The 21,426-nt window shown below is 70.3% G+C and carries 11 protein-coding genes and 1 pseudogene; 6 read left to right on the forward strand and 6 right to left on the reverse strand.

All coding sequences use genetic code 11. The features are described 5' to 3' along the window. Positions 1-82: 82 nt before the first annotated feature. The 6 genes and pseudogenes from OCT49_RS02615 to OCT49_RS40015 form a co-directional block, all read right to left on the reverse strand. Entirely contained in the window at positions 83-1,192 is a 1,110-nt protein-coding gene (locus tag OCT49_RS02615; protein ID WP_283850272.1) for a cytochrome P450, read from the reverse strand. After that, positions 1,180-2,478, reverse strand: coding sequence for an ACP S-malonyltransferase (locus OCT49_RS02620; protein WP_283850273.1), 1,299 nt, complete (start codon positions 2,476-2,478; stop codon positions 1,180-1,182). Before OCT49_RS02620 ends, OCT49_RS02615 begins: the two co-directional genes overlap by 13 nt. Then, entirely contained in the window at positions 2,475-6,359 is a 3,885-nt protein-coding gene (locus OCT49_RS02625) for a beta-ketoacyl synthase N-terminal-like domain-containing protein (RefSeq protein WP_283850274.1), read from the reverse strand. The genes OCT49_RS02620 and OCT49_RS02625 overlap by 4 nt, the downstream gene beginning before the upstream one ends. 2 nt (positions 6,360-6,361) lie before the next feature. Then, positions 6,362-7,666: an MFS transporter gene (locus OCT49_RS02630; protein WP_283850275.1), complete on the reverse strand. Its 1,305-nt coding sequence runs from the start codon at positions 7,664-7,666 to the stop codon at positions 6,362-6,364. 202 nt (positions 7,667-7,868) lie between these two features. Beyond that, positions 7,869-11,024: an AMP-binding protein gene (locus OCT49_RS02635; protein ID WP_283850276.1), complete on the reverse strand. Its 3,156-nt coding sequence runs from the start codon at positions 11,022-11,024 to the stop codon at positions 7,869-7,871. A 126-nt stretch (positions 11,025-11,150) separates the two neighbouring features. Continuing rightward, positions 11,151-11,504 (reverse strand): annotated as a pseudogene (locus tag OCT49_RS40015) (acyl carrier protein); the annotation flags it as partial. A 222-nt stretch (positions 11,505-11,726) separates the two neighbouring features. On the opposite strand from OCT49_RS40015, the gene OCT49_RS02640 reads away from it, so the two are divergent. The 6 genes from OCT49_RS02640 to OCT49_RS02665 all read left to right on the forward strand — a co-directional run bounded on the left by OCT49_RS02640 (position 11,727) and on the right by OCT49_RS02665 (position 21,071). Continuing rightward, positions 11,727-12,491, forward strand: a complete 765-nt coding sequence (locus tag OCT49_RS02640; RefSeq protein WP_283850277.1) for a thioesterase II family protein — start codon at positions 11,727-11,729, stop codon at positions 12,489-12,491. A 109-nt stretch (positions 12,492-12,600) separates the two neighbouring features. Then, positions 12,601-15,576: a non-ribosomal peptide synthetase gene (locus OCT49_RS02645; protein WP_283850278.1), complete on the forward strand. Its 2,976-nt coding sequence runs from the start codon at positions 12,601-12,603 to the stop codon at positions 15,574-15,576. Between the two features lie 25 nt (positions 15,577-15,601). Further along, the gene (locus OCT49_RS02650) at positions 15,602-17,467 is read left to right on the forward strand and encodes a non-ribosomal peptide synthetase (RefSeq protein WP_283850279.1); all 1,866 of its coding nucleotides are present in this window, start codon (positions 15,602-15,604) and stop codon (positions 17,465-17,467) included. Beyond that, positions 17,464-18,843 (forward strand): KamA family radical SAM protein, encoded by a 1,380-nt coding sequence (locus OCT49_RS02655; RefSeq protein ID WP_283850280.1) that lies wholly within the window; start codon positions 17,464-17,466, stop codon positions 18,841-18,843. Before OCT49_RS02650 ends, OCT49_RS02655 begins: the two co-directional genes overlap by 4 nt. Positions 18,844-18,864: 21 nt before the next feature. After that, the gene (locus OCT49_RS02660) at positions 18,865-20,082 is read left to right on the forward strand and encodes an argininosuccinate synthase-related protein (RefSeq protein WP_283850281.1); all 1,218 of its coding nucleotides are present in this window, start codon (positions 18,865-18,867) and stop codon (positions 20,080-20,082) included. Positions 20,083-20,588: 506 nt separating this feature from the next. Next, positions 20,589-21,071: a DUF6643 family protein gene (locus OCT49_RS02665; protein WP_283850282.1), complete on the forward strand. Its 483-nt coding sequence runs from the start codon at positions 20,589-20,591 to the stop codon at positions 21,069-21,071. Positions 21,072-21,426 lie beyond the last annotated feature (355 nt).

A 21,426-nucleotide genomic window follows, 5' to 3' on the forward strand; every position in this document is an offset into this window, starting at 1 on the left:
CCGGATGCCCCGGCGACGCGGCGAGGTGCCGGTGCATCCGCGCGCCCGCCGGGGACGACGGAACGGTCCTGGGCCTCCGCACTCATCCAGCCGCCCCCAGTACGAGCCGCAGACCGGCGAGGCGCAGGTACGTCGAGTTCTCGTGCCGGGCGAGCCGTGCCTCCTCCGAAGCGGCGTGGGGGAAGCGGGTGCAGAAGCGTCTCAGGAGCACGACGGCCTCCGTGCGGGCCAGCGCGGCCCCGAGGCAGTAGTGGGCCCCGTGGCCGAAGGCATGCGTGTACCGGCTGCCGAGCGCCGGGGCGTGCGGCTCGCCGATGACGTCGCGGCCGTTGAGTGACAGGAGGACGAGACCGCCCGCCGGCACCCGCTCCCCCTGGATCTCCAGATCGCTGTCAGCGACGCGCGCCACATGGCTGAGGGGAGGGTGCGTGCGCAGGACCTGCTCGGTGATGGCGTGTGCCGCCGAGTCGCCCTCGGCCCGGACGGAGGCGGCCGCCCCGGGAACCGTGACCACATGATGCAGCACGCTGCCGAGCAGCGACGCCGTCGTCTCCAGTCCGCCGAAGAGCATCATCGACGCGGTCGCCAGTCGGTACTTCTCGTCGCCCAGGTGGTCCCAGATGCCGCCCGGTCGCTCCCGGTCGGCCCCCGCGGCGGCGAGCCGGTCACACATCTCGCCCAGGGCCCGTCGGGCTTCCTCGGCGGCGTCCTGGCGGTAGACGCCGTCGAGAAAGGCGGAGATGGCTCGCGTCCAGCGGTAGAGCATCGCCACATCGACCTCGGGCAGCGTCAGCAACCGCCCCATCACCCGTGCCGGAACGACGTCGGAGACGAGCGCCACGGCGTCCCGCTCCTCCGCGGCCTCCAGCTGGTCGAGTGCGTCGTCGACGATTCGTTCCACCTCCGGCTCCAGTGCGCGCACTCGGGCCGGGGACAGCGCGGGGCCGATCTGTTTGCGCAGCTCGGCATGGTCCGTGCCGTCGAGCTGGACGAGCCAGCGCGTCAGGATCTCCTCCAGAGAACCGTTCCGCGCCCTCGCCGCCTCGCTCATGTAGAGGTCGAGACAGCGGGCGAGACTCGCCGAGGACAGCCTCCGCTCGCAGAGCGCCGCTCGTACGGCATCCGGATCGGCCACCACCCAGCAGCCGAGCTCGCCGTAGTGGACGACTTCCCCGTCCCCTAGACCAGGCATGCCATGACCTCGTCCCCGACTCCGGCAGCCACGGCCAGGTCGCCGACCAGTTCGCGGCGCAGTTCCTCCTCGATGCCCTTGGCCTCCAGCAGCGCCATGACACGCCGTGCGGCCCCGGTCAGGACGTCGGTCCCGGCTCCGTCCGCGGCTCCGGCGGCTCGCGCCCGCACCATGGCGAGTGTCCTGCGCAGCTCCTCGTAGGGTTCGCGGACGCCGTTCTCGAACTCCTCCTCCGTGGCCAGGTGCGGGAACGGGGTGCCGATGGCCAGGCGAAGACAGCCGGTGAGAAAGTTCTCCGCGGTCCCCCTGTTCACCGGGACGTTCGCCGGGCGCCGTCGTGCGGAGGCGAGGAATCGGCTCGCCGCGGTGACGGTTCCCGGATCGCCGCAGGACAGCACCGTGAGCCCGGGCGCCATCGTCCGGGTGAGGTCGCGGAGCACGGTCTTGGGCCCCAGCTCCACGACGATCCGGGCACCGTGTCCGAGCAGCCCCCGGACGGCCGCGGGCCAGGAGACGCATTCGGTCAGTTGCCGCACCAGCCGCTCGGCCGCCTCGGAGCCGCCGCGGTAGGACACTCCGTCGGTCGAGGAGACGACGGGAACGACGCAGTCGCCGGGCTCCGCCGCCCGGACGGCCTCGGCGTAGGGGGCGGCGACCGCCTCCATGAGCGGGCTGTGGGGTGCGACACTCACCGGCAGCCCGCGCACGACGCCGCCCATGTCCTGCAACCGTGCCGACACGGCCTCCAGAGCCGGTCGATGGCCGCTGATCACGGTCTGCTCGTCGGAGTTCACGTTCGCCGTGGCCACCACATGGCCGGGGCGGGAAACCCGCGCACAGGCGCGTCCCACCTCGTCCGGCCCGAGCCCGAACACCACCCGCATGCCACCGCTCGGGGATTCGGCCATGAGCCGTGCCCGTCGTTGCACGAGGGTGACGGCCCGTTCCAGGTCCAGCGCCTGCGCACACACCAACGCGGAGATCTCGCCGAGGCTGTGCCCGGCCAGGGCCACGACTTCCCCGAAGCCCTGCGACTCGTCCCGAAGCACATGCCAGGAGGCGACGCTGTGGACCAGGATCGCGGGCTGGACGACAGTGGTGTCGGACAGCTCGCCGTGGTCGTCGCGTGACGCGGCCAGCAGGTCGTAGCCCAGGATTCCGGAAGCCCGCTCGTACACCTCCCGTGCCGCCGGAAACACCTGGGCGAGTTCCTGGCCCATCCCTGGGAGCTGGGAGCCCTGGCCGGGGAACACCAGCGCCGTGCGCGGAGCGGATTCTGCGGTCACGATCCGGTCTTCCTTCCGTCCAGCAGCCGGGCGGCGGCATCCGGGGCGAGAGTTCCGTTCTCCACCGCTTCCAGGATCGCGTCCATCGAGTCCGGTTCCGGTGCTCCGCCCGGGGAGGGTGTTTCCAATTGGGCTGTCAGATAGTCGAGTTGGGCGCCCAGGGTGGGGTTTCCGTAGAGTTCCGCGACGTCGAATTCGAGGCCTGGGAGTTCCTGGTGGATCAAATGGACGAACCGCAGTGCGCTCAGGGACGTACCGCCCGAGGCGAAGAAGCCGGCCGTCTCGTCCGGGGCCGCCGTTCCCAGGGTCTTTCGCCACACCGTGTCGAGCCCCTGGCGGATCCGCCCGGCGTCCGGGCCCGCCCCTCCGACCGGCTCTCCGCCGTCGGGCGATGCCGGCATGCCCCTGCTCCGGCGGAACGCGGCCCGTGCCTCCTCCCGGACGCCGGGTCCGAACGGAATGCGCAGTACCGGCTGAAGGTAGCCGACCTCCGCCAGGTCGAGACGGGCGACCATGTCCAGTTGGTGCCCGTTCCGGAAGAAGCGGTCCAGCGCCCCGCGGAACTCGGTGAAGTCGATGGGGGGAATCGGGCTCCTGCTGTCGAACTCACCGCTCTCGTCCAGCACGAGTGTGAGGTTGAGCGTGTGAGTGGGGACACCCTCGTCGGAGAACCACGGCCCCACCGCGTCCAGGTACTGGTTGACGGCGCAGCACTCCCCGGCGCCCTTCGTGCCGGACAGGGAGGAGATGGAGGAGACCAACACCAGGAAGTCGGGGGCGTCGAGCCGCAACTCCTGCTGCAACAGCCATGCCCCACGTACCCGGTTGTCGATCCCGGCCCGGAATCGGCCGAGGTCCAGGTCCTCGATCCACAGGTGGAAGAGCTCCTTGGTGAGCATGAACGCCCCGTGCACCGGTCCGTGCTCCTCGCGGATGCGGTGGAACACGGACCGCACCGCCCCGGGGTCCGTGAGATCACACAGGAGTGACACCACACGGGCGCCACCGGCCTCCATCCGGGCGATCCATTCCTGCTGATAGGTACGCTTCGGAGCGCTTTCGGTTCCGCCGTCCCCGGCCCGGTCCCCCGGCACCCCGTTCCTGGACAGCAGCACGATCGTGCCGGCCCCTCGCTCGCTGAGGTAGTGGCCGATCTGCATCCCCAGGTAACCGGTGCCCCCGGCGAGAACGTACGTGCCACCGGGCCGGACGGGGATCTCCCGGCCCTTCTCGTCCCGCTGGCGCTCCACCACCTTGGTGTAACGCCTGCCGTCGCGATAGGCAACGAGCGGAAGGGCGGTTCCGGCCGTGGCGGCGAGTTCGCCGATGATGTCCCGGGCGACCTCGTCCGGTGTGCCGGTCAGGTCGTGATCGATGGCGATGTCGGTGACCGCAGGGAATTCCTGCGAGAAGACCCGGGTGAAACCGAAGGCCGTCACCCGGGCGGGGACCGCTTCCTCCGCCGGGATCACCCGCTCGGTCCGGCTGCTGACCACCGCGAGCCTGAGCGGGCCGGGCACCTTTCGCCGGATGAGGCTCTGCGCCAGGTGGAAGAGGGAGTGCACGCCCTCGTTCTGGGCCCGGTCGAGCCCTTCCGGACTCTTCATGGCGTCATCCACCGGCGCACAGGTCACGGCGTGCACGATCCCGCCGAGCGCTCCGAGACGTTCGGCGCCGAGTCCGTCCCACAGCGCGTCCAGGGCCTCGGGCGTGAGTTCCGGGATCGTGCGGTCGGCCTGCGGCTCCTCGTCCGGACGGCCGCCGACACGGACGAGTTCGGGCCGCAGCCCCAGCGCTCGCATTCTCTCCGCCAGGAGGAACAGGGCCCGCTGGCCGGGGCGGGCGAACAGGACCCAGGTCGAGCCGGTGCCGAGGGATTCCTCGTCGGTCTCCACGTGCGGCTGCTCGACCCAGTCGATGTCGAAGAAGAGATCGTCGACATCCCGCCGAACGTTTCCCTCTCCGCCCGGCCAGATCCTCTGGTCGGTGTACGGGGTGGTGGGCATCGTCAGGGTCTGCGCCCGTGGAATGCACTGGATCGGTGCGGGTTCGTCGTCCCCGGCGATGAAGGAGGCGACCAGGTCCCGGACCTCTTCGCCGACCGTCGGCCCGAAGCGTTCCAGGCCCGCCAGTCCGGCTTCCCTGGCCCGCTCGTCGTCGGCGATGAAGACGCCTTGTTCGAGGAGGGCGTCAGGCACTCGTTCGAAAGCACGCACCTGAAGCAACTGCCCCAGTTTATCGGCCAGTTCCTGGGTGGACTTCGCGATGACACCGATGCGTGCGGTGCCGTGGGCACGACGTGCGCCCAGGGTGTGGGCGATGTCCGCGAGGTCCGCGCCGGGCCGGGATTCGAGCCAGGCCGCGACAGCGTCGGCGAGCTCCCACACCGCCCGACGCGATCCGGCCGACAGCAGCACCGGCAGTGCGCCCCGGTCCTCGTCCTCCGGGCGCGGGGCCGCGCGGGCGGGTGCCTCCTCCAGGACGACGTGCACATTGGTGCCGCTGATACCGAAAGAGCTGACCCCGGCGCGGCGGGGCCCGCCGTCGGCGGGCCCGGGCCAGCGCGCGCCGTGCGCGCTCACGACGAAGGGTGTCCGGTCGAACCCGATCACGGGGTTGGGTTCTTCGAGCCGGGCCAGCCCCGGGAACTCACCGTGCTCGAGGCACAGGACCGCCTGCATCAGCCCCGCGAGGCCGGCCGCGTCACCGAGATGGCCGAGGTTGGACTTGATGGAGCCGAGACGGCAGAAACCCACGCCCTGCGTGTCCTCCCGGAACGCACGGGTCAGCGCGTCGACCTCGACCACATCGCCCAGTTTGGTGCCGGTGCCGTGTGCCTCCACGTATCCGATCTGGTCGGCCCTCGCCCCCGCCTCACGCAGGGCGCTGCGGATGACCGCGGCCTGGGCCTCGGGGTTGGGCGCCTGCATGCCGTTGGACGCCCCGTCGCTGTTCATGGCGGCACCGGTGACAACGCCGCGGACGGGGTCGCGGTCGTCGACCGCGTCGTCGAGACGTCTCAGCACCACCGCGACGACGCCCTCGCCGTAGACGATGCCGTCCGCCGAGGCGTCGAAGGCGGCACAACGGTTGCGCGGGCTCTGTATGACGTAATCGGGCGCGTCGGTCCAGTAGGGAAAGAGCTTCAGGCTCACCCCGGCGACGACCGCGCGATCGCACTCGCCGCGTTCCAGGGCCCTCTTGGCCAGGTGCAGGGCGCTGAGCGACGACGAGCAGGTGGTGTTGACGGTCAGCACGGGCCCGCGGAAGTCGTCCAGGTACGCCAGGTGGTAGGCGAGGTTGGCCGGGATGTTGCTGATGAAGGAACGCTCGTCGGGGGCATCGTACAGCCGCAGGTACTCCATCGGGGGCTCCGGTGTGTAGCCGACGAACACGCCGGTGCGGGAGCCGCGCAATGCGCCGACGGGTGTCCCGGCCGCCTCCAGTGCCTCGTGCGCCACCTGGAGGAACAGCCGCTCGGCGGGCCCGAGGAATTCGGCTTCGAAGGCTCCGAGTCCGAAGGCCCCGGGGTCGAACTGCTCGATGTCCTCCAGCCACGACCCCCACGAACGGGGGTCGTCCTGCGGGGCGGATCGCGCGGCCGCGTACTCGCGGGCGACGTTCGCGTCGATGCCGCCCACCAGGTCGAAGCGCCGGGCCGGAAAGGGGCGTACCGCGTCGTACCGGGCCTTCAGCTGCCGCCAGAGCTCATCCGGTGTGCGGGCGCCCGGCAGGCGGCAGGCCATCGCCGTCAACGCGACGGGGGTGGCCGCACCGGCCCGGTGGGCGGCTCGTAGCAACGGCGCGGCGTCCTCCGCCCCCAAGCGCCCCGATGCCACCAACGACACGATCTGTTCGGCGAGCCGGGAGTCGCTCCCCATGGTCACTGCTCCACCTCCGAGGCTGTCTTGTCATCCGGTGCGGGGCCCGGCCCCGGGACCGTGCTGTCGCCCGGTGCGGAATCGACCGGGGTGGGCTCCGCGGCGCGGCGGGACATGGCGTACGCCAATAGCGCCGCAGCGGGCGCGAGTACGGCCGCGGCCGTCGCGAGGGCCGCGCGCAGCGAGACGGCGGAGCCGACGTATCCGATGGCCGGACCGCCGGTGAACTGGCCCGTCGAGTCGAACAGGTCCTTGGCCGAGAGCATGGTCGCCCTTGCCCGTGCTTCGGTCCGTTCGACCAGCCAGGCGTTGAGCAGTGGAGCGTACGCGGGCCGGAGGGCGGTGGCCGCCCAGTACGCGGCGAGCGCGAGGAAGAACTCGCCCGCGAACGCGAAGGCGAAGGTGGTGCCCATCAGCAGCACGACGAGGAAGCCGAGCATCCGGAGGGTGCTGCGGGATTCCGTGGTCTCGCCGACGAACTTGGTCACCACCTGGGTGGCGCCGAGCCCGAGGAGTGTCGCGCCGAAGGACATCACGCTGAACCACGCCACGGAGTTGAGCCCGATGAAGTCCGGGAAGGGGTAGCTCTCCAGGAAGTGCGCGCCCCAGAGCCGGTCCAGGCTCTCGTGCCACATGCCGATCAGCATCACCACGACGAGGACGATCAGCACCCCGCGTCCGGAGCGAATGAGGGCGAACACGGCGCGGATGCTGTCCGTGGCGTCCCGCACCAGTCTCCGCGACGAGGCCGCGGCCTTGTCACCGTCACCGGAACCGGCCCGGCGCTCCTGGGGCTTCTCCGGCATGGTCAGGAAGAGCAGCACGGCGATGAGGACGAGCGCCACCCCCGCGTAGATCAGCGGCAGTTCATGGCCGATGGTGGCGATGCCGGCACTCACCACGGTGCCCAGCAGTGTGCCGACCAACCCCGCCTGCGAACCCCGCAGGAAGACACGGGTCAGGCCTTCCTCGCCCACTTCGTCCGCGATCCAGGCTTCCTGCGCCCCGGTGACGAGTGCGAAGCCCAACGCACCCACCACCTGTGCGGCGGCGATCCCCATGAAGAAGGGCAGCATCCCCTCCATGACGAACGAACCGCCCAGCACGGCACAGCCGATGACGATGCTGAGCCGGCGGCTCACCGCGTCCGCCAGTACCCCCGTGGGCAGTTGGAGAATGAAGTACGCGGTCTCCAGCACGGTGCCGAGGAGCACCAGGTCGAGCGGGCTGAGATGGGCGTCTTCGACCCGGTAGACGAAGATGGTCGCGTAGACCGTGCCCAGGCAGACGCCGATCCCGAACTCCATGAGGAGATAAAGGCGATAAGCCCCAAACCTTGAACGGAGTTGGGCAAGCAACGGGTTCCTCCCCTGTGGGTGTCATGCGTCGTCGGATTTCACCTGTGGCCGACCGGTGCGGCGAACGGATCCCGCCGGGTGGCCCCGGACGCCGTGTCCCGCGGACGGGCAGGGGCGGTCCGGGCCATCGCCACCGTGCCGAGGGGTCCGCTCACGGTCGGTCCCCCAGGTTCTCACGAAGCAGCCGCATCGCCGCCCGTATGTCCAACTCACCCCGCTCCAAAGCCTTCAGCACCTCGAGTTCACCGGTCGGCGAGCTCCGGTCCGCAGGTCCTTCCGACGGCGGGCGCGATGCACGCAGCGACTCGCAGAAGGCCGTGATCGTCGGGTGCGCGAAGAGCTGCGCGATCGGGAACTCGTGTTCCGGAAGCAACTCACCCATGCGTGCGTGCAGGGTCATGGCGAGGATCGAGTTCCCGCCCTGGTCGAAGAAGCTGCGGTCGGGGCTGACCGGACGCTCCAGCACCTCGCTCCACAGGTCGGTCAGCCGGGCGGCCAGGTCGTCCCCGGCACGGACCGGTGTGTCGGCCCGCACCGGTCCGCTCCCGATCGCCCGGCCGCGCATCAGGACACGGTCCAGCTTTCCGCCGTCCCCGCGCGGCAGGGCATGCTCGACGACGATCCGGCCGGGTACGGCGTACTCCGGCAGCATCCGCAGGAGCCTTTCCCGCACGGTCCGTTCATCGATCCCGCTCCCGCCCACGAACGCCACGAGTTCGGGCTGCAGTGCCCGGTCGGCCAGGAACGCGAATGCCTCCTCGACGCCCGGAAGCCGGAGCAGACAGTCCTCGACCTCACCGAGTTCGACCCGGTGTCCACGTATCTTCGTCAAACCGTCCCGACGGCCGTGGAACTCCAGCCGGCCCCCGTCCCCGAAGCGCACGAGGTCTCCGGTGCGGAAACTGCGCACCCCCTGGGCCGTTGTGAACCGGTCGGCCGCACAAAGGCCCTCCTCGGTGAGGTAGCCCAGTCCTACCTGCGCGCCGGTGATGACCAGTTCGCCCACCGCGCCGTAGGGCAGTGGGCGTCCCCGCGCATCGAGGACGGCGATGCCGGTGCCGGGCAGCGGCCGGCCGATCGGGCAGAGCCCCGAGCGCGAGTCCAGTCCGGGACGGCACTCCTGGACGAGGGATTCGACGGTGCCTTCCGAGAGTCCGTATCCGTTGTACAGCGTGGCGCCCTCCCACAGCAGCGCGACCGTTTCCTCCGCCTCGTGCACGCGGAAGGTGTCGGCTCCCACGATGAGTGTGGTGAGTTCGGCGGGGGGTGTGCGTGACCGGGCCAGCCGTCGCACCAGGGCGGCCACCACGACGGGGGTGGACTCCAGGAGGGTGATCCGCCACCGGCGTACCAGTTCCTCCACCTGCTCCAGGTCCACACGTGCCTCGTCCGGGCAGATCACCAGCGTTCCCCCGGTGGCCAGCGTCTTGAGCACATCGCCGAGGAAGACGTCCGAGGTCCAGCTGCCGAACTGGAGGATCCGCTGCCCGGTACCGGCCAGACCGTAACGGGTCAGCCATGCGTCGATGACGGGCTGGAGTCCTCCTGCGGAGAGCACGGCGAGTCTGGGCGTTCCCGTACTGCCGGAGGTGGGCACGTAGTAAGCGACCGCGTCGGGCGGCATGGTGTGGGCCGTGAGCCGCCGTACGTGCTCGGGGTCCGGCGCCCGCCCGGGGGCCGTCGGTCCGTCCGTGTCCGCGAGTGCGACGACGGCTCGGGGACGCAGACTGCGCAGCACTCGTTCTCGTCGCTCGGCGGGCCACGACGGATCCACCGGGCACCAGGCGGCCCCCAGCGACCAGACGGCGCACATGGCCACGACCGCGCCGATGCCGCGTCCGCCGACCAGGGCGACCGCGTCGCCGGGGCCCACGCCGTGTTCGGTGACGAGCCGGTCCGCCAGGGCGGCGGCGCGTCGGCGCAGCTCGGCGTAGGTGAGCGTGCCCGTCCCGTGTGCCACGGCGATGCGGTCCGGCTCCGCTGCTTCCAGCAGCCGGCCCGGGCACCAGGGCCGGGGAGGGGCAGCCGTACCGGAGAGGCCGTGCGACAGGTCGAGCGGGGTGACCAGCCCGGCCGTCGGGTCGACCTCTTCGAGACGGGCCAGCCAGTGTTCGAGGTCACGGACCAGTGCTTCGACAGCCGTCCGCCCGTAGAGTTCTGCGTCCCAGGCGAGTTCGATCTTCACGCCGTCCGCTTCCAGGTCCACTGTCAGGCTCAGCTCGTCGGCGCTGGAGCCCAGTGCGAGCACCGGCCTCATCGGGGCCGCGGCGGCCCCGGCGGCACGGCGGAAGTTCTGGAAAACCAGTGTGGAGGTGAACAGCCGGGTCATGCCCGGCAGCCCTGTCGCCTCGACCACCTCGGAGTACGGCAGGTGGGCATGCTCGGTGACGGTGACGGTCCTCTCCTGCACGCGCGCGCAGTCCGCGGCGAAGTCGTCGGACAGTTCGAGACGCAGGGGCAGTGTGTTGAGCAGGAAACCACTGGCTTCGCCGATGCCGGGCAGCGCGGCTGCCGGGCGGTTGTTGACGGTGAGCCCGATGCTCACGTCGGGATGTTCCTGGTACTGGCGCAGGATGTGCATCCACAGCGTGGTGAAGACCGCGGCCCTGGTGAGTCCGTTGCGTCTCGCGAACCGTGACAGTCCCCGTGCGGCATCGCGGGAGAGCTCCTTCTCGCAGCTCCGGGGATCGGGGTGATCGTCGGCGCCCGGGCTTTCCCGCCGCTTCGTGAACGGCAGTTCGGGAGCGGGTTCCGCACCACGCATCTGCTCCGCCCAGAACTTCCTGCACTTCTCCAGCACGCCGGCCGTCTCCAGCCAGGACAAGTAGCCCGCTCCGGAGGCCCGCTCCGTCAGCGGTTCGCCGGGGGCGGCGAGGCGACGGTGGAAATCTCCCATGCACTGCTCCATGGACCAGCCGTCCATGAGGGCGTGGTGACTGATCACCACCAGTGCCGGGTCACCGGTGTGCGCGTCTCCCGGGACTCCCGGCACGTAGTGGGCGCGCAGGGGTTCCTGGAGGAACCGGCCCCGCAGTTCCGCCGAACGTGCGCGGCACCACAGGGCGAAGTCGGCCCCTCGGCCGGGCTCCCCGGGGGGCACCTCCCGCAAGGCCGGCCCCTCCGGCTCGATCACCTGGAAGGGCCCCGAGCCGTCGAGGTAAATGCGCGTCCGCAGCGCGGGGTTGGCCCGCACGGTCTCCTGCCAAGCGGCCCGTGCCTCCTCCGGTCCTGCCCACTCGGGCAGTGCATAGGCAAGAACCAGCCAGTACGCCTCACTGTCCGGCCGGCGCAGTGCCTCCACAGCCATGACCGATTGCAACGGAGTGAGCCCCAGCCGTGCAGGGACCCGGCCTTCGGGCCCGACAGGGCTCCGGCCGAGGGCGGTTGAGCTGTCCGGTGTCGTCTCTTCCTCTACCCGCCCGGCCTGTCCGGCAGGCGTCGCCCCGAGATAGAAGTCGAGCAGTGAGATCGTCAGGCCGTCTTCCGCCAGCCTGTTCACCACGCGCAACGCGGCAACGGAATCCCCGCCCACTTCGAAGAAGTTGGAATCCGGGGAGATCCCCTCGTTCCTCAGAACCTCTTTCCAGGTGCGGAGTACTCGATTCTCGATGCTCACGTCATACCCCGCATCCTCTTGCCCCACTTCGGCTCGGCAACAGAGCTCCAAGGTCACGCACTCCGCCCATGGTGCCAACGAACGCGCGCCACGACTTGAACACTGTTCGATCGGGCGGTCGTTCAGCTCATGCCCTTCCGGTGGGGACCGGTGCGCTCTCCGCACCCCCATGGCGACGGCCGGTCATCCGCCGTGCGGCCGGCGACGGACCGGACACGACCGTCCCGCGCCCGGCCGGGCCAGTGCGTCCGGTGCCGTTCAAGTGCCCGTGTCGTCCAGTTGAACAGGTGTGTCTCGCCCGGGCCGGCAGCTCGTAGTCTGACGGAACGGTGATGTTGGACGCACTCCCGCGGTTCGGTCGACCCGGGAACCGGAAAGCCAGGGGGAATCGCAGTGAACGCTACCGGCGCCTCGGGCAGCGCCTGGTTCAACAGCGGCACACCGAAGGGGGCACGGCTCTACGTCATTCCACAGGCGGGCGGCGGTGCCGCTCCGGTCACCGCCCTGCGGCGTGCCCTGGAGCCCCGCCTCGCCACCGTCGCGGTGCGCCTTCCCTTCCGTGAATCCCGTCTGGCCGATCCCCTTCCCGGTTCCCTGCACTCGCTCGCGGACACGTTGGCCGAAGAGATCTCGGCCCATTCCGGGGAGGAGAGCTTCCTGGTTCTGGGGCACTGTTCAGGGGCCCTGCTGGCCTATGAGACAGCGGCCCGGCTCACCGGTCACCAGGGGCTGGGCGGGCTCGTGGTCTCCGCCCAGGTGGCGCCCGAGCGCTTCGCGCCGGTGCGGACCCACACCATGTCCCCCGACGAGTTCCATGCCTACGTCGAGCAGCACCACCTGGTTCCCCCGGAAGTCCTCGCCACCCCTCCGTTGTGGGAGATGCTGAGGCCCACCCTCCGGGCCGACCTCCAGCTGTACGAGGCCTACCGGCCGTCGGACCACGTGCTCGATGTGCCGGTCCTCGTGGTGCACGGCCGTCAGGACGACCGTTTCCCCCCTTCGGCGGCGGCTGCGTGGGGCTCCCGCACCCGGAACGGTTTCCACCACGTCGTGCTCGAACGGGACCACGACTACCTCAGCTCGGGCCCCGGGGAACTCGCCGACGCCCTGTTGGATTCGCTGCCCCGCTTCGGTCCCCCTTTCCTGTCCTCCTCCTGATCCGGAGCAGCAAGGAGATCGAGTGCCTTCGTCCTCAAGACTCTCTTCGGTAGCGGCCGGCCCACCGGACCGCACCTCCCCCGGTCCGCACACCGGTACGGTGCACGGGATGTTCGCGCGGCAGGCGGTCCTGCGCCCGGACGCCCCGGCCGTCCGCTCCACGGAAGGGGAGCAACTGACCTACGCCGAGCTGCACCACCGGGCGTGCGGGCTCGCCTCGCGTCTGCGGGCCGCCGGCGTGGGCCCGGAGCAGTACGTCGTCGTCCGCATGCGACGCGATCCCGCCTTGGTCGCGACCCTCCTCGGCATCATGCAGACGGGAGCCGCCTACATCGCCGTGGACTGGAACTGGCCACCTGCACGGGTGCAGCACATCATCGACACCGCCGGGGCCCATCTGCTGACCGGGCCGGGAGAGGAGTCCCTCTTCCCGCTGCTGCCGGCCGCGGGCCGGAGCCGGCTGGCACCGGACTTCTCCTCGTCCGGCACAGACACGGACTCCCTGCCCGAGGTCGCAGGTACCGCGCCCTGCACCGTCTTCTTCACTTCGGGAAGCACGGGCGAGCCCAAGGGCTCGGTGACCGCACATCGAGCGATCGTGCACCGCTTCGCCGATGTCCCCTACGCGGACTTCGGGCCCGGCCGGGTGATTCTTCAGGCGGCGCCCGTCTGCTGGGACGCCATGACGCTCGAACTGTGGTCGGTGCTCATGAACGGCGGAACCTCGCTGCTGCTGGACCAGGACCGCGTCGTCACACCCCAGTTGCTGCGCGAGCTCGTCAGGACCGACGGCCTGGACACGCTCTGGCTCACCGCCGCCCTGTTCAACGCCGTCGTCGACGACGATCCCGGGTGCTTCTCCGGCATGCGGCAAGTGCTCACCGGCGGCGAGAAGCTTTCCCCACCGCACATTCGCCGATTCCGGGAGGTGAACCCCGAGCCCAGGCTCGTCAACGGATACGGCCCCGTGGAGACCGCTGTCTTCGCCACCACACGGGACATCGCGGACGACGACGCCGAGCGGTACGGTCAGATCCCGCTCGGCACGCCTCTGCCGCACACGTCGGTCCACGTGCTCACCCCGCAGGGCGTCCCCAGTCCCCCCGGGGAGCCGGGCGAGATCTGCATCGGCGGGGCGGGAACCTCCCTCGGATACCTGGGGCGGCCCGAGCTGACGCGCACGCACTTCGTCACACTGGCTTCGGGAGAACGGGTCTACCGCTCCGGAGACGTCGGCCGGTGGCATCGTGACGGTGTCCTCCTCTACGGGGGGCGCCAGGACCGGCAGGTGAAGATCCGCGGACAGCGTGTGGAGCCGGAGGAACTGGAACACTGCCTCGAAGGCATGGAGCGACTGCGGCGCGCGATCGTCACCGTCATCCGCGACCCGGGCGGGACGCCGACAGGTCTGGCGGCCCACTGCCTGGCCCCGGACGGCGTCTCCGTCGACGACGTGCACGCCGTCTGCGCGCGTGAACTGCCCCCTTACATGTGGCCGCGCCAGATCCTCTTCCATGACGCCTTCCCGCTGACCGGCACCGGCAAAGCGGATGTGCGGGCCCTTGAGCGCATGACCACCGCCGCGCGGGCCCGCCCGGTGCCGGCGGCGGCGGACGAGGGTTCCTGCGAGGGCCCGGTGGCGGCGTGTCTGGCCGAGGCTCGGGAGCTGCTGGGCTGCGAACTCGCTCCGGACGACGACCTCGTCGCGCTCGGCGCAGATTCCATTCTCACCATGCGCCTGGTCAGCCGGCTGGCCAGGCGGCACATGTTGCGTATTCCGTTCCGCGCCGTCCAGGAGTGCCGGACTCCGCGGGCGATGGCGGCACGGGCCGAGCCGGTCGCCGCGGTGGTTCCGGCCGATGCGCACACCACCGAAGTCACCGACAGCCGTCTGGACCTCTGGCTGCGCGAGCAGTTCAGTCCCGGGGATCCGGCCCAGCTCATCGTGTCCGCATTCGAGACCCGTCCCGAGGTGGACCGCCGGGCACTGCGCACGGCACTCGACTCCCTCACGGCACGTCACCCGGCTCTGCGGACCGGCTATCGCTTCCGTGGCTCCCGCCTGCACACGGAGCCGCTGTCCGAGGCGGACATCCCGCTCAGGACCACACCCGCCGCTCCGGGAAGCGCGGACGGCGCGAACCGGTGTCCCCCCGAGTGGCTCGCGCCGTTCGACCTGGCGCACGACGCACCGGCGCGCTGCTTCGTCACACCGGTCCCCGGCGGATCGAAGGTGACGCTGGTCATCCATCACATCGCCTACGACGGCTGGTCCGAGCACGTCTTCCTCTCCGAGATCGGTGCCGCCTACGACGCGGCCCGCAACGGGGCCGGGGCCCCCTCCGCGACGGTGCGCACCGGCCACCGGCCGCCGCCGTCGGAGGCGGAACGCGAACGGGCACGCGCCCACTGGCGTCGTCGCCTCGACGGGACCAGGCCGCTCGCCCTGCCTCCGGGCGACCCCGCGGCCGGACACCGGCTCGAGGAACAACGTCTGGAGGCATCGGTCACCGACGTCCAGCGGCTCCGGGAGATGACCGGTCGGGACCCGCACCTGGCCGCCCTGACCTGGTACGGCCTGGCCCTCCATCGGTTCACCGGCAGCGACCGCTTCACCATCGGGTCGTACTTCGCGGGACGCGAGGATGCCGACGAGAACGCGATCGGCTACTTCGTCCGGCCGGTGCCCGTGACGCTCGACTTCCGGGGGAACCCGTCGCCCGGCGTGGTCGCCGCCGGGGCCCAACGGCACTGGGCGGATGCCATTGCCCAGCCCCCACTCGCTCTCGACGGCCTCTCGGATCTCGCGCCGCGCCCTCCGCGCTACGGGCTGCCCCCCGTCTTCCAGGCCGCCCTGGCCTTCCAGAACACACCGGAGAGCAGACTCCTCCTGGCCGGGCACGAAGTGCGGAGGATCGATGTTCCGCAGCCCGCGGCACCGATGCCGTTGGCGTTGCAGATCTGGCCGCGGCCGGACGGAAGCTGGGACGTACGTCTGCAGTGCGACCCGACGCTCGTCGGCCGTTCGGTGCTGCCCGACCTCGCCGACCGCCTCATCGACGAACTCCGCGCATCCCAACCATGAACCTCACCTGCCGGAAAGGGAACTCATGGCCAGCGACTCCCCCGCCGCAGCACATCGGCTCGACACCCTCCTGACCGCACGACTGCTCGAAGATCCCGGCCGTCCCGCGCTCGTCGACGGCGACCGGACGCTGAGTGCGGGCAGCCTCCACACCCGGGCGGCTGCGGTCGCTCATGCCCTGCGCAGAGCGGGGGTGCGCCCCGGCGACCGGGTGGCCGTACGCATGGAGCGGTCGGCGGAGTCCGTCATCGCCCTGCTCGCCGTGGTTCTTTCCGGCGGAGCGCATGTGGCCATCGACGTCAACGATCCCGTGGAACGGGTCGCGTACATGCTGGAGGACTGCCGGCCCCGGGTGGTGCTGACCGGGGAAGCCCATGCCGACGGGCTGGGCGACGTCCGCGGCACGCGGGTGCTCACCATCGAAGAGGCCGAGCGGGAAGACCCGGCCCGTTCCGGTCCTCCGCTCCGGCCCGTCGGGGATCTCACCGACGAGCCGGCGGTCGCGATCTACACCTCCGGTTCCACGGGGCGCCCGAAGGCCTCGCTGATCAGTCACCGTGCCCTCACGAGGCGGCTGGCCTCCCTCCAGGGAACCCATCCCCTGGGCCCGGACGACCGGATGATCCATCACACGGCCTACAGCTTCGACATGTTCCTCATCGAGGTGTACTGGCCGCTGCTGAACGGGTGCACCGTGGTGCTCGCCGAATCCGGTCGCCGGCGTGACGGCGAGTACCTGGCGGAGCTGATCCGGCGCCACTCCGTCACCACGCTCTACTGCGTGGTGTCACTGCTGGAGATCTTCCTGGAGGCCCAGCCGCCGGAACGGCGTTTCCCCACCCTGCGCCAGGTCCTCACCGGCGGTGAACCGCTGAGCCCCGAGCTCGTCCGCGAGTTCCACGGGCGGTGCGCGGCGACGCTCACCAACCTCTACGGTCCGAGCGAGTGCACCATCTACTGCACTGCCTGGCTGTGCCCCCGGGATCCCGACCCCGACACGGTACTCATCGGGCAGGCCGTGGAGGAGACCCCGCTGTGGATCCTCGACGAGCAGGGCAGACCGGTGCCCGAGGGGGAACCGGGCGAGCTGTACATCGGCGGCACCGGGCTGGCCCTCGGATACCTCAACCGGCCCGAACTGACGGAGGAACGCTTCCTGCCCGACCACCTCGGTGGTTCGGGAGGCCGCCTCTACCGCTCGGGGGACCTGGTCCGCTCCGTCCCCGGAAGGGGGCTGGAGTTCCTCGGCCGGGTCGATGAGCAGGTGAAGGTCAGGGGATACCGGATCGAACTCGGCGAGATCGAGGTGACGGCACGGCGTTCTCCCCTGGTCCGGCATGCCGCCGTCGTCGCGCGGGGGACGGGAAACGCGTCGCAGCTCGTGGCCTTCGTGGTCCCCCGGGAAGACTCCGTGGAGGATCCTGCGGAGTTCACCCGCCGGTTGCGCGAGGAAATGGGTGCCACGCTTCCCGCCTACATGGTGCCGACGGCCATCTCGCTGGTCGAAGGGCTGCCCCTGACGAAGAACGGCAAGCTGGACCGTCAGGAGCTGCTGGAACGGGCCGGGTCCGTGACGCCCGCCACCACCGCGCGCAGCGAACCGCCCGTCGGCGCCCTGGAGGCCACGGTCGCGCGGATCTGGTCCGATGTGCTCGAGGTACCCGCGATCGGGCGGACCGACGACTTCTTCGACGTCGGCGGCACATCGCTCAAGGTGATTCAGGTGGCACGGGGGTTGCGGGACGAAATCGGGGTGGACGTACCCGTACAGCTGATCTTCCAGCAGCCGACGCTGGACGGTTTCTCCGCGCTGCTGCGGGAACACCTCGGTTCGGCCGGCGCGGGAAACGACTTCGCGGCGGCCCCCGCGGGAACGAACGAGCAGCCGTGAACCGGCGCATCGCGCAGCCGTACACATACCGCGGCACGCCCTTGGTGGAACCGGACTGGCGCCGGTTCCCCGGTTGGGGCAAGGTGACCCGGGCCGAATGGGAATCGCCGAACTGGCAGCGCAGGAACAGCGTGCGCAATCCCCGGCAGCTCCGCTCGGTGCTGGGTGACACCGTGGACGACTCGTTCTACACGGATCTCGACCGCGACCGTCTCCAGCGAGCCACGATGTCTCTGCTGCTCACACCCCAGATGCTGAACACCATGGCCGCGCGCGTCCCCGCCACGGGCCCCGGGAGTCTCACCGACGCCTTCTACGAAGATCCGGTCCGGCGTTACATGCTCCCCGTCTTCTCGGACCGCCGCGCGGACTGGCCCTCCCATCCCAGGGCCCGGCGCGACTCGCTGCACGAGCAGGAGATGTGGGCCGTCGAGGGGCTGACCCACCGGTACCCGACGAAGGTCCTGGCGGAGCTCCTCTCCACCTGCCCGCAGTACTGCGGGCACTGCACGCGGATGGACCTGGTGGGAGCCTCCACGCCCCAGGTGGACAAGCGCAGGTTCCGGACGGGGTCGCGTCCGCGTATGGAGACCATGCTCGGCTACCTGCGGCAGCACCCCGAGGTGCGGGATGTCGTGGTGTCCGGCGGGGATGTCGCCAATATCGCCTGGCCACGGCTGGAGTGGTTCGTCGAACAGCTCATCGCGATCCCCGGCATCAGGGACATCCGGCTCGCTTCCAAGGCGTTGGTGGGTCTCCCCCAGTACTGGCTGAGCGGTGAAGTGCTGTCCGGGCTGGAGCGGCTCGCCAAGATCGCGGCCGGCCGCGGTGTGCAGATCGCGCTGCACACCCACGCCAACGCGGCCGCCTCGGTCACACCGCTCGTGGCGCAGGCAGCACGCGCCGTACTGGCTACGGGAATTCGGGACGTGCGCAATCAAGGGGTTCTGATGCGCGGCGTCAACGGGACCGCCGAGGAGGTCCTGGACCTCTGCTTCGCGTTGCTGGACGAGGCCGGCATCATGCCCTACTACTTCTACCAGTGCGACATGGTTCCCTGCAGCGAGCACTGGAGGATGGCTCTCTGGGAAGCCCGCGACGTGCAGGACCGCATCATGGGATACCTGCCCGGATTCGCCACGCCCCGAATCGTGTGTGACGTTCCGTACGTCGGAAAGCGTTGGGTGCACCAGGCGATCGGTTACGACCGTGTCAGCGGGATTTCCCACTGGGCGATGAACCACCACATAGCCGTGGAGGGGGGTTGCGCCTTCCCGAAGGAGGAACTCCACGAGTTCTACGATCCGATCCACACGCTGCCGACGGAAGGGCAGCTGTGGTGGGAGAAGCACGACGACGCGGTCCACACAAGTTGAGATACCGGAGGCGACGCACCCATGGTCAACCAGGCGAGAATACGCTCCTTCCGTGACCTGGGCACGGAAACCGAGGCGCTGGACTTCCCGGTGGTCACACTCTTCAGCGGGGGCCTGGACAGCTCGTACCTGCTGTACCGCCTGCATGCGATCGGTTCTCCGGAGGTGCACGCCGTCAGTGTGGACATCGGCGACGAGGAGACCACCGACGAGAAGCAGCGGATCGCCGACCGATTCGGCGTCAAACTGCACATCGTCGACGGCCGGGACCAGTTCGCCGAAGAATACCTGAGACCGGCCATAGCCGCTCAGTCCGTCTATCTCGGCACGCACCCGATCAGCTCGTCGCTCAGCCGGCCCCTGATCGCAAGGATAGCCATGAAGGTGGCCGAGGAGATCGGAGCCCGCACGCTGCTCCATACGGCCAATCGATCGCAGAACACGCTTCGTCGGCTCAACGGCGCGCTCGGCCTGCTCGGATTCCCGGGAAATTTCGGAAGTCCCTACGAGCTCGAACCCGTGGACCGGGACCGCAAGATCGAGGAACTGGACCGTGCTGGGCTTCATGGTCTGTCCGGAAGATCGGTGAGCATCGACTCGAATCTGTGGTGCCGGGAGTTCGAGTCCGGCAGTCTCGACGACCCGGAGCACCACCCCGTGCCGGAGGACCTCTACCGCTGGACCCGTTCCGGACGGCCCGCCCCGTCCCCCGAGACCGTCCGCATCGGGTTCAGGGCCGGCACCCCCACCGAGGTCAACGGTCGCGAACTTCCGCTGGCGGAACTGATAACCCGGCTGAACCACCTCGTGGGAGCGCACGGAATCGGCCGCTTCAGCGGACTGGAGCATCTCGCGCAGGGCGAAAAGGTGCTCGAAATACGTGAGATGCCGGCCGCTTTCCTGCTGATGCGCACCGCGCGCCATCTGGAAACAGCCGTCCTGGAGGCCGAGACCATCCGGGAAAAGATGCACATGGAGCAGATCTGGACCCGCGAAGCGCTGGAAGGGCGCTGGTTCGGCGAGCTGCGCCGGGCCGGCCAGAGTTTCATCGAGAGCTGCGCCGCGCGGGTCACCGGGGAAGTCACCTGGAGGCTGTCCTCCGGAACCGCCGAGACCTGTGGAATCCTGGCCGAGTCCCCGCGTTACATCAGGAGCCGGGAGGCCTGGGAGCGCAGCTGCGTGGAATCCGAGGTCGACGGTCACCGGAGCCCGTCGGGGCCGGTCCCGATCGTCCACTGACCCCGACGCGTACGGCCCGGCCCGGAACCCGCACTCGGGCACCCCGGAAGGACGGCACCCACCCCGGCCGACCACCGGGCCGGGCTCAACCGCACGAAAAGCCGGACCGGTCCACGTGCGCGCCGGTCGCCGCCGGCCGTTCGTACATCGCGGCACCCACGAAGGGCGCGCACCGGCACCCCGGGCTCCCGGCGGACCCCTCCAAGGACGCGCTTCGGTCAAGTCCTTGTCGCCCGCCCGTCGTCGGCGAGCTCCTGATAGCCATAAGGTTTCGGACACCCGGAGTCGAAATACCCTCCGGCTCCGGAGAGCGCCATGCGGATGTCGCCCTTTGCAGTCCGTCCGTAACTTCTCGTCAACCATGCGGACCACCCTCGAAAAGGCCCCGTTACTAACAGGACCTTTATCAATGTTCCAGCAGGTCAGGCGGCCAGAACCGACATAAAACGGATACCCCCGAGATGAGGTCTCCCCAACCAGCACATCGTGGGCTTAACTTAGGTGCCATGACCTCCCCTCGCTCCACCTTCGGCGGTGGCTACTACGCCACCTCGTCGTTCCCCGAAACTCCGATCTACGACTCCCTGGTCGCGGAGCGGGGTACCCCTCAGATCGCTCCGATCCGAGTGCCTGCCGCCTATGACACCGGCAATGGTTATCTGCCGGCCCTCCCGGCGGCCCTGCCGGCTCTTCCCGCGGCACCCTCCCAGCCCGGTCCGTCGTACGGCTACCCGCAGCCGGCGGCCCAGCAGGGTTACGCGCCGATGCAGCCCGCCCAGCTGCAACACGCCCCGGCGCCGTACATCCCGCAGCAGCCCGCCGCGCCCCGCGGCGGCTACCAGCCGCCCCCGTCGCCGCAACAGCAGTACCAGCGGCCCGCACCGGGCACCGGGTACGAGGCGATGCGTCCGGCGGCGCCGCGCCCCGCCCCGGCCCCCTCGCCCCACGAGGACCCGTACAACCGCCCGTACCAGGGCCGGGGGTACTGAGCCGGCGGTCGCGCACGAACGCACGGGGTCGTCGTCGAGCCATGGGGACTCGACGGCGGCCCCGAGGTTCCGGCGGCGGACGGTCCGTCAGCCCGGCCCGTCGCGCGGGAACCCGCGAGGCGACCCCCGCACCGACCGGGTGAAGTCGCTCGCTCCTCGGCCTTCGGCGCCCGGAGCGGGCCGTACCGGGTCACGGCCTCCTCACACGGCGTCAGGTTCGGTTCGAAGGTGGAGTTCCGGACCGGTCCCGACGGCCGCGCCGCGCCGCACCCCATGGACGCCCGACCGCCCGCGCCCACGCGGTGCGGGCCGGTCCCGGGATGGCCCTGCTCACCGCCGGACCCGTCGAGGGCGG

Origin of the sequence: Streptomyces sp. ML-6, assembly GCF_030116705.1 — a bacterium.
Lineage (GTDB): Bacteria > Actinomycetota > Actinomycetes > Streptomycetales > Streptomycetaceae > Streptomyces.

Bases quoted from the DNA above. Each gene is read 5' to 3' on its own strand.
- OCT49_RS02645 (WP_283850278.1), top strand. From the start codon at position 12,601: ATGTTCGCGCGGCAGGCGGTCCTGCGCCCGGACGCCCCGGCCGTCCGC.
- OCT49_RS02630 (WP_283850275.1), bottom strand. From the start codon at position 7,666: ATGGAGTTCGGGATCGGCGTCTGCCTGGGCACGGTCTACGCGACCATC.
- OCT49_RS02625 (WP_283850274.1), bottom strand. From the start codon at position 6,359: ATGGGGAGCGACTCCCGGCTCGCCGAACAGATCGTGTCGTTGGTGGCA.
- OCT49_RS02665 (WP_283850282.1), top strand. From the start codon at position 20,589: ATGACCTCCCCTCGCTCCACCTTCGGCGGTGGCTACTACGCCACCTCG.
- OCT49_RS02660 (WP_283850281.1), top strand. From the start codon at position 18,865: ATGGTCAACCAGGCGAGAATACGCTCCTTCCGTGACCTGGGCACGGAA.
- OCT49_RS02615 (WP_283850272.1), bottom strand. From the start codon at position 1,192: ATGCCTGGTCTAGGGGACGGGGAAGTCGTCCACTACGGCGAGCTCGGC.
- OCT49_RS02635 (WP_283850276.1), bottom strand. From the start codon at position 11,024: ATGGCTGTGGAGGCACTGCGCCGGCCGGACAGTGAGGCGTACTGGCTG.
- OCT49_RS02650 (WP_283850279.1), top strand. From the start codon at position 15,602: ATGGCCAGCGACTCCCCCGCCGCAGCACATCGGCTCGACACCCTCCTG.